The sequence below is a fragment of the Streptomyces sp. 13-12-16 genome (assembly GCF_002114215.1).
Lineage (GTDB): Bacteria > Actinomycetota > Actinomycetes > Streptomycetales > Streptomycetaceae > Streptomyces.
This window is the reverse complement of record NZ_NCTE01000481.1, coordinates 1-7,598: the sequence shown is the minus strand read 5'-3', so window position 1 is coordinate 7,598 and position 7,598 is coordinate 1. Positions and strand designations below refer to the sequence as shown.

General features: G+C 73.4%; 1 protein-coding gene. It reads right to left on the bottom strand.

The annotated features are described in order from the left end of the window. The coding region (locus B7767_RS46425; RefSeq protein WP_179167202.1) for a lonely Cys domain-containing protein at window positions 1–7,598 on the bottom strand (7,598 nt) is incomplete at both ends.

Sequence of the window (7,598 nt, the reverse complement as noted above, 5' to 3'; positions counted from 1 at the left end):
CGGGGCGGACCGGCCAGGGCGGGGTCGGCCGCCGGGTCGGGTGCGGGCAGCAGCCGGCCGGTCCCGGAGGCGCCGGTCGCGTCCGCCCCCGTCGGTGACGGCGCCGGCTCCATCAGGCTGAGCGGCACGTGCTCGCGCAGCTCGCCGACGTCGTCCTCCTCGACGATGCTCAGCCGGCCCCGGAAGCGGTCGAGGGCCGTGGACTGCGCCTCCTCCAGGTCCGGGTCGGCCGGCGCGCCGGTGTGGGGGGTGTCGTCGGCCTCCAGGGTGATGCGCATCCGGTACGGGGTGACGACCTCCGCGTGCGGTTCGGTGGACGCCGCCCGGTAGATGGTGACGGTGGTGACCGTGTGGCTCGACGCGACCGTCTTCCGGTTGGAGCCGCCCTCGGTGTACGTGGGTCCGGCGGCCACGACCTGGGGGTTGCCGGTGTACACCAGCTGGCTGGTCAGGAAGCCCAGGTCCGCGCCGGCCAAGAACTCGGAGTTCTGCTGGGCGGTCTCGATCGCCCGCCGGTTCTCCTCCAGTTCGGCGCTGTGGTCGAGTCCGTCGAACACGGGCGTCCCGGGGATCAGTTCGACGCGTGCCCGCACCCGTCGGCTGCCGATCCGGACGCTGTCCCAGCCCCAGCCGCCGGCCTTGACCAGGGTCGACGGGCCGGTGGTCGTCATCTCCCCCTTGAGCGCCCGGGTGGCACGGCCCGTCACCAGCTGCCGGATCCGCTCCCGGCTCCCCTCGTCGAGCCCCAGCTTCCCGATCCGCTTGTCGAACGCGAGCAGCACGTCCGTGGGGTCCAGCGCGTTCACCGCGTACGTGCCGAAGGCGGCGCCGCGCATCCAGGGCTGCGGCGTCCAGACCCGACTCGTGTAGCGGGGGACGTCACCCAGCCCGTCGTCGATCAGCCCCATCCGGTGGGCGCTCTTCTCCGGCAGATGCCCCAACAGGCCGCCCGGGCTGGTCAGCGCGGTCCCCGCGGCCCCGGCGAGGGAACGCGGCACGAGGGCGCTGCCCGCCGCGGCCGTTCCGACGCGGCCGGTGCCCAGCCGGCTGGAGAGCAGCGCGAACCAGTGCTGCACGTCGCCGGCCACGAGCACCTGGTGGGTGAAGCCCTTGCGGTTCATGTCCGCGACGACGGTGCGGACGACGCTGAGGCTCTGCGTGCCGGTCCTCGAGACGGGGTTGGCGACGATTCCGTACGCGCCCATGAGTCCGTGTCCCGGATTCTGTGCGACGGAGTAGACCAGCTGGCCGCCGAAGACGAAACTGGTGCTGTTGCTGATCTTGCCGGCCGCCTGGCGGGTGCCGCCGAGCGTCATCTCGGTGTCCATGGACATCGGCGGGGTGAGGGCGCGCAGGTTCCCGACCGTCGACGCGTACCGGAAGGTTCCCCACAGCTCGCCGTACGGCCCCTTGCCCAGCAGGCCGCTGCCCACCAGGCCCAGCGGCCCCGAACTCTGGTCGAAGCTCGACGTCAGGTACTGGGGGGTGAAGGTGCGGACGATGGCGTCCCGGGTGGGGGCGCCCTCCTTCACCAGCTGCCAGGCGCTGCCCGACGCCGCCCGCAGGACCCGGTCCACCTCCGCGGTCAGCGTGGGTGACAGCACCACGTTCACGATGACGAACGGGTGCTGCCGGAACTCCTTGAACTGCGCTGTCCCGCGGTCGGCGAGCCGTCCGGCGGGCTGCTGCGCGCCGGGTCCCGCGGGCAGGACGAGGTCGCCCTTCGCCAGGGCGAGGGCCCGCTCGGTGGTCATGGGCGTGGGGGCGGGCTCGTCGGACAGGTACGGGTTGAGCGCCCCGTCCGCGTACGGGTCCGCGTCGGGCGTGTGCTGTACGGGGACGCCGATGAGCACCTGTCCGGTCATCGGGCCGCCGCCCCGCAGGTGGCCCCGCGGCGTCCGGCCGAAGAGCACGTTGACCGGCTCGTCCAGCACCAGCAGCCCGGGCAGCCCGAGGCCGAGGCCGCGGATCAGGCCGCGGGGCCGCCAGTAGCCGCTCAGGCTCGCGATGAGGGCGAGGTCGTAGCGGTACAGGTGGGTGGGCTGGTTGCTCACCGACATCGGTTCGTTGGTGACCGTCGAGCCGAAGGTGGTCTCCGTCTCCCACTGTCGGCCCCAGCGTGTGCCCAGGGTCAGCCCGAGCGTGTTCCGGGGCAGCCCCGCCGTCTCGTCCACGTTGTTGTCACGGCCTGAGAACGTGCCCTCGAAGCCCAGCTCCAGGCCTCGTTTCGCGCTCTCCTGGCCCTCGAGCCGGTCGATGCCCTGGGCGCTGAAGCGCATTCCCTCGTCGACGTCCTTGCCCTCGTACCGTCGCCCGGTCAGGCTCCCGTGCACGCGGAGGGTGTAGTAGACCGTCCCGACGGAGTCGGGGTCCGTGAGCCTGACCGGCAGGCCGACCGTGGTGAGCGCCTCCAGGTTCGCGGTGACGTTCTGCTGGGACAGCACGCCGAGGATCTGCAGGGTGTTCTGGAGCGCGATCCGGTACTTGACGGGATCGGTCCACCGGGGCGGCACGGGCAGGCTCCGGGCCGCCTGGAGCACCTGGTCGGGCTTGCGCCCCAGCAGATCGTCGAAGCGGGTGCGCCAGCCCTTCGGCAGGTTCGGCGGCAGCAGCTGGTCGAGGGGCACCACCAGGTCCTGGTTCAGGTTCGAGACGGCGTCGACGACGCCGTCCGCGAACTGGTCCAGCAGGGTGCGGCCGACGCCGTCCGCCGCGTCCGGGGTGACCCGGGTGCGCAGGCCGTCGTCGAAGGTGAACTCCTTCACCCGGTGCATGCCCAGGGTGCGCGGGCGGTCCACGGTCAGATAGGGCGGCACGAACGGCGGGGCGGCGCCGTTGCGCAGGGCGAGTGCGGTCCCGTCGTCCCATCCGGCCAGCCGCCGTGCCTCGGAGCTGGTCATCCGGTCCAGGCTCCAGGTGAGGAAGCGCGTCGGCGGCGCGTTGTCACCGGCCCGCCGCACCCGCACCGACTTCACGACCAGGTAGAGCGCGGTCCTGGGGCCCTTCACCTGTCCGGCCGACTTGAGGGTGCCGGCCGCGCCGAGTCCGACCGACCAGGTCTTCGCGAACGAGGCCTGGAGGACGGGCCCGAGCTGGAGCCGCAGGTCGAAGGGGGCCGTACCGGGATCGTGGAAGTTGAAGGCGGGGCCGGCGACGGCCTGCAGCAGCAGGCTCCTGCCGTCGGCACGGCTGCGCTCGCTGCGGACCGTCGAGGTGTTGATGTCCCGCATCTCGGCCTGGTCGGTCTCGCCGACGAGGATCGCCGTCCGCGGGATCAGCTCCTCCACGACGAAGACGCCCAGCGGTGACTTCTTCTTGTCGTCGGCGAACAGCGGCGGGGTGGTGATGCGGCCGCGCGCCATCGTGCCGCCGTGCCGCTGGAAGCTGTCGCCGGAGAAGAAGATGTCCAGCTCGGCGTAGGCGGAGCTGCCGGGGAGGGCTCCGATCTGCCGGGCCGCCCAGTCGCGGATCGCCGCGACGGGTCCGAACCCCTCGATACGGACGAAGCGGTACTGGGAGTTGCGGTCCAGGTCGATGGAGCGGGGGATCCGGCCCGGCTCCGGAATCTTCGTGACGCTGTCGGGCAGGCGGACCAGGAGGCCCTTGCGGACGCCGAAGGAGAACCGGGCGGGCACGGCCCGGTCGGTCTTGGGAGCGGGGGCGGTGCCGGGCCCGGGGTCGATGCCCGTGACGACCCGTCCGGCGGGGTCGGTGACGCGGATCTCGTAGTGGACGTCGTCCAGGAACGCCCGCGACTTGTCCAGTGTCCGGGTCTCCATCTGGTTCATGCGCTGGTCGGTCAGGGTGTAGCCGACCTTGTTGATGAAGCCGAACCGCAGGGCGAGCCGGCCGAAGCCGGCGAACGCCGCGGTGCCCGCCGGGCCGATCGGCCCGCCGAGGCCGTACTGGGAGTTGGCCTGCATGTTCTTGGTCAGCCCGAAGGTCGCGGCCGCCCGGTGCATGCTGTCGATCTTCGTCGAGTCGCCGATGCCGTCGTCGAACGGGGCCCAGTTGCCGTGGTGCCGCGCCCTGACCCACAGGACGCGCGCCTTCCCGTCCGCGTTGACGTACGGGAAGGGGCGCCCCTCGCCGTCCGCCAGCGTCTTCGGCTTGTCCCGGAGCGTCCGCCGGACGTCCTCCAGCAGTCGTGTGTGGTCCGCGGGCCGGGCGTCCGGCCTGCGCTCCAGTTCGCGGTCGATGGTGTCCAGGGCCTGTTCGGTGCCGCGCAGGAGGACCGTGCTCTGACCGAACGTGCTCGGATTGGCGAGGAGTTGTTCGATCTCCGCGGGGGTCAGGTCGGACGGCAGCAGCGACCGGAGGTCGTCGACGTAGGCGGGCATCCGCCGGCCGTCCTCGAACCGGGCCGGGGTGCGGCGTACCGGTGGAGGTCCCATGGCGGGATCGAGGCGCGGGGCGTTCGGAGACGGCGGGGGCGGTGGGGGCGGTGCCTTGGTCGTGGTGACGGTCGTGACGGTCGCCGTTGTGGAGACCGGGTCGGTGGACGGCGTGACGCCGGGAGCGGGCGTGGTCGTTTCCGTGGATCCGGCCGCGAGGGTGGTGCCCGAAGTGCTCGTCGAGGTCTGGAGGGCCGGCCGGACGACCGACCAGTCCCGGTCCCGCTGACGCGCGCCGTCCCCGAGGGGGAGCAGGGCGAGGACGTGCGGCCTCGACGGGTCGTCCTGCGCGAGCAGGCCCATCGCCCCCGGTGAGGTCCATACGCCACGCCCGGTCCCGGTACCGAGGGCGCTCTTGGCCTCCGGTGCCGGCTGGACCACGGGCGTCGTGTGCGAGGAGGCGAGGACGATGTCGGCGTCCTGCGGGCGGGCGTTCAGTCCCGGATCCCGCGCCAGCAGCTCGGCGACCTCCTCGTAGGGCACGCGGACACGCAGTCCGCCGGGCAGGTCCATGGTCAGATGGGTCGCCCCGGTCTCGCCCCGCACCAGGTACGGCGTGGGCCTGGCGGGGTCGGTGGTCCACGGCATCCTCGCCCGGTACAAGGGGCGGTGGCCGCCGTCCCGTGTCGCCGCCATGACGAAGGCGCTGTCGGCGTCCACCATCAGGGCGGACGAGCCCCGCGCCCAATGGCGTCCGGCCAGGACCCCCTTGTCGTCGAACAGCCCGGTGTCCGGGGAGAGGGCTCCCAGCAGCTCCAGGTGGAACGCGGCCAGCTCGGTCAGGTTGTCCAGGTCCACACCGGCCGCCGCCGCCCGCACCACCAGGTCGAGGAGTTCGGGCACCCGGGACGGGTCCGGCCGGTCCAGGTGCAGCACCCTGCCGGTGAGGGCGACCGGGTCGGGGGTCCGGCTCTCCCACTCCAGGGCCTTGACCGTCGCCCAGAACAGCCGGAACCGCTCGGGCGCCCCGATGACCGCCCGGTCCGGGTCCAGCCCCAGGGCATGGGCGGCCTCGTCGTTCACGTCCTGCTCCGGAAGACCGGCCAGCCCTTCGGCCACGTTGGTCACGTGCGGCAGGGTCACGAGGTCGGTGAGCACGGCGCCGGGATTCAGGCTTACGACGTCGGCGGCCCTGGCCAGCAGATCCCGGTAGGCGTCGGGTCCCGGCTCGCCGTCCACGTCGGCGTGCTCCGTCGCGCGGATCTCGCGGGCCGCACGCTCGAACAGGTCCAGGCTGAACGGCACGACGTCGCGCAGCGCCGGGTCGGCGTGCCGCATGGCGTCCAGAGCGCCGATGCCCCGGAGGAGTTCGCCGTAGCGGCTGTCGTCCTCGATCTCCACTCCGAACGTCAGACGCAACGCGCGCACCAGCCGCAGCGTCCGCTCATGGACGGCCTCCGAGGCCGGCCCCACCGGGTCGGTGTGCAGGCCCGCCGCGCGGGCGCGGTCGTCGAGCAGGGCGCCCGTGGGTTCCGGCCGGTGCTCCACCCATCTGCCGCGCCGTCCCCGCGAGTCCGTGACCATCTGGTGGACGACCTTGCCGTCCCGCCGGGCGAAGCCGAGCACGTGGGTGCCGCCGTACACGGTGCGCCCGGTCTCGTTGGCGACGTGCTGGCTCTCACTGAGGGCACCCAGCGGGTCGGGGGCGAACAGGTCGTGCACGCCCCGCCGCATGCGGATCACGCTCGGCGGTGCCGCGCTGAAGCACGCCTCCATCACGACGGCGTGGTCCTCGGGGAGCCGCGCCAGACTCGGACGCCGCTTGAGCATCCCGCCGGTCCGCTCCTGCCGGGTGCGGTGGTCCGGGTTCGCCAGGGTCGGCACCTGGGTCTCGCCCGGCAGGCCGTGCGCGGCGAAGACGTACACGGGCTTACCGGCGAACGGTACGGGCTGGTCGTCCTTGGTCCACTTCCCGGAGACGCGGTCGTGGTGGTAGAGGTCCGTCGCCGTCGTCGCGTGCCGGATGTCCTCGAGCACCTGCGCGCGCTCAGTATCCCGGAAGACGCCCCTGCCGATCGGTCCCCGGTCCGTGACGATGGTGTGGGACAGCGTCCACCGCTCCCAGAGCGGGGCGTCCGCGGCCTGTGCGGGGTCGAGCACCTGACCGGGAGTGCTGCGGATCCAGTGGGGCCGCGGCCTGCCCCGGACGCCGCGCAGGGACACGACGTGCGGGAGCGAGGGATCCTGCTGCGCGTTCACGTCCACGCCGCCGTCGGCCGACCACACGTCCCTGCCGGCCCGGTCCGCGGCCCGGCGCGGCAGCTCCAGGCCGCGGGCACCGGCGCCGGAGACGAGCAGCACCACGGGAACGTCCGCGGGGAGTCCGGCCAGCTCCGGGTCGAGGGCCAGCAGTTCGGCGAAGACGTCGAGCGGCACCTCGCGCGGGGCGCCGTCGTAGCCGCGTACGACGATGTGCTCGTGGTTGCCGTCCGCCCTCACGACGTACGGCTCCGGCTCGCCGGGGCGGTGCCAGGGCGCGGTGGTCACATCGCCGCGCTCCAGGGTGCCGTCGGACCGGAGTGCCGTCCTTCCCGTGTTCGTGAGATCCAGGTCGGGGACGTGGGCGGTGGTCCAGTCCCGGCCGCGGGGGCGTCCGTCGAGGCCGGTGGTCATGGCGTGGGTGGGTGACAGCACGCCCTGACGCCGGAGGTGGAGCGCCGTCAGGGCGGCGAGGCTGCCGGCCGACCCCGCCGCCGGGTCCGTCGCCACCCGGAACAGTTCGTCGCGCTGCGCGTCGCTCACCGGGGCGGAGTGGTCCAGGAGCAGCACCGTGCGGGCCACCCGGTCCAGGTCGAGCGGGGTGGGACCGAACAGGGGGTCGACCGGGCGGAGCCGGTCGAGGCGCGTGAGCCCTTCGAGGAAGTCCGGGTACAGGGGGTTCGACGTGACGGCGGGGCCGTAGATGTCCGCCAGCAGTTCCCGGTACCGGGCCTCCTCCTCCGCCCGGTTCCCGTCCATGCCGTCGTCCTGGTGGTCCGACAACGGGGTGTCGAAGCCGGCCAGCACCCCGTCCAGGTTCGGCAACGGCGTGTCGAGCCCTCCGACCGGTCCGGGGTCGAGAAGGTCGGCGAGGGCGGCGGGCGGCTCGGGCGGGGCCTCGGTCCCGGGGCGGTCCGCGAAGGTGACGTCGTCCACCCCGGTGTCGCCGGTGCCGGGCGCGGCGAGGTCGCCGGGCCGGACGGCCGCCCAGTCGGCCGCCGCGGG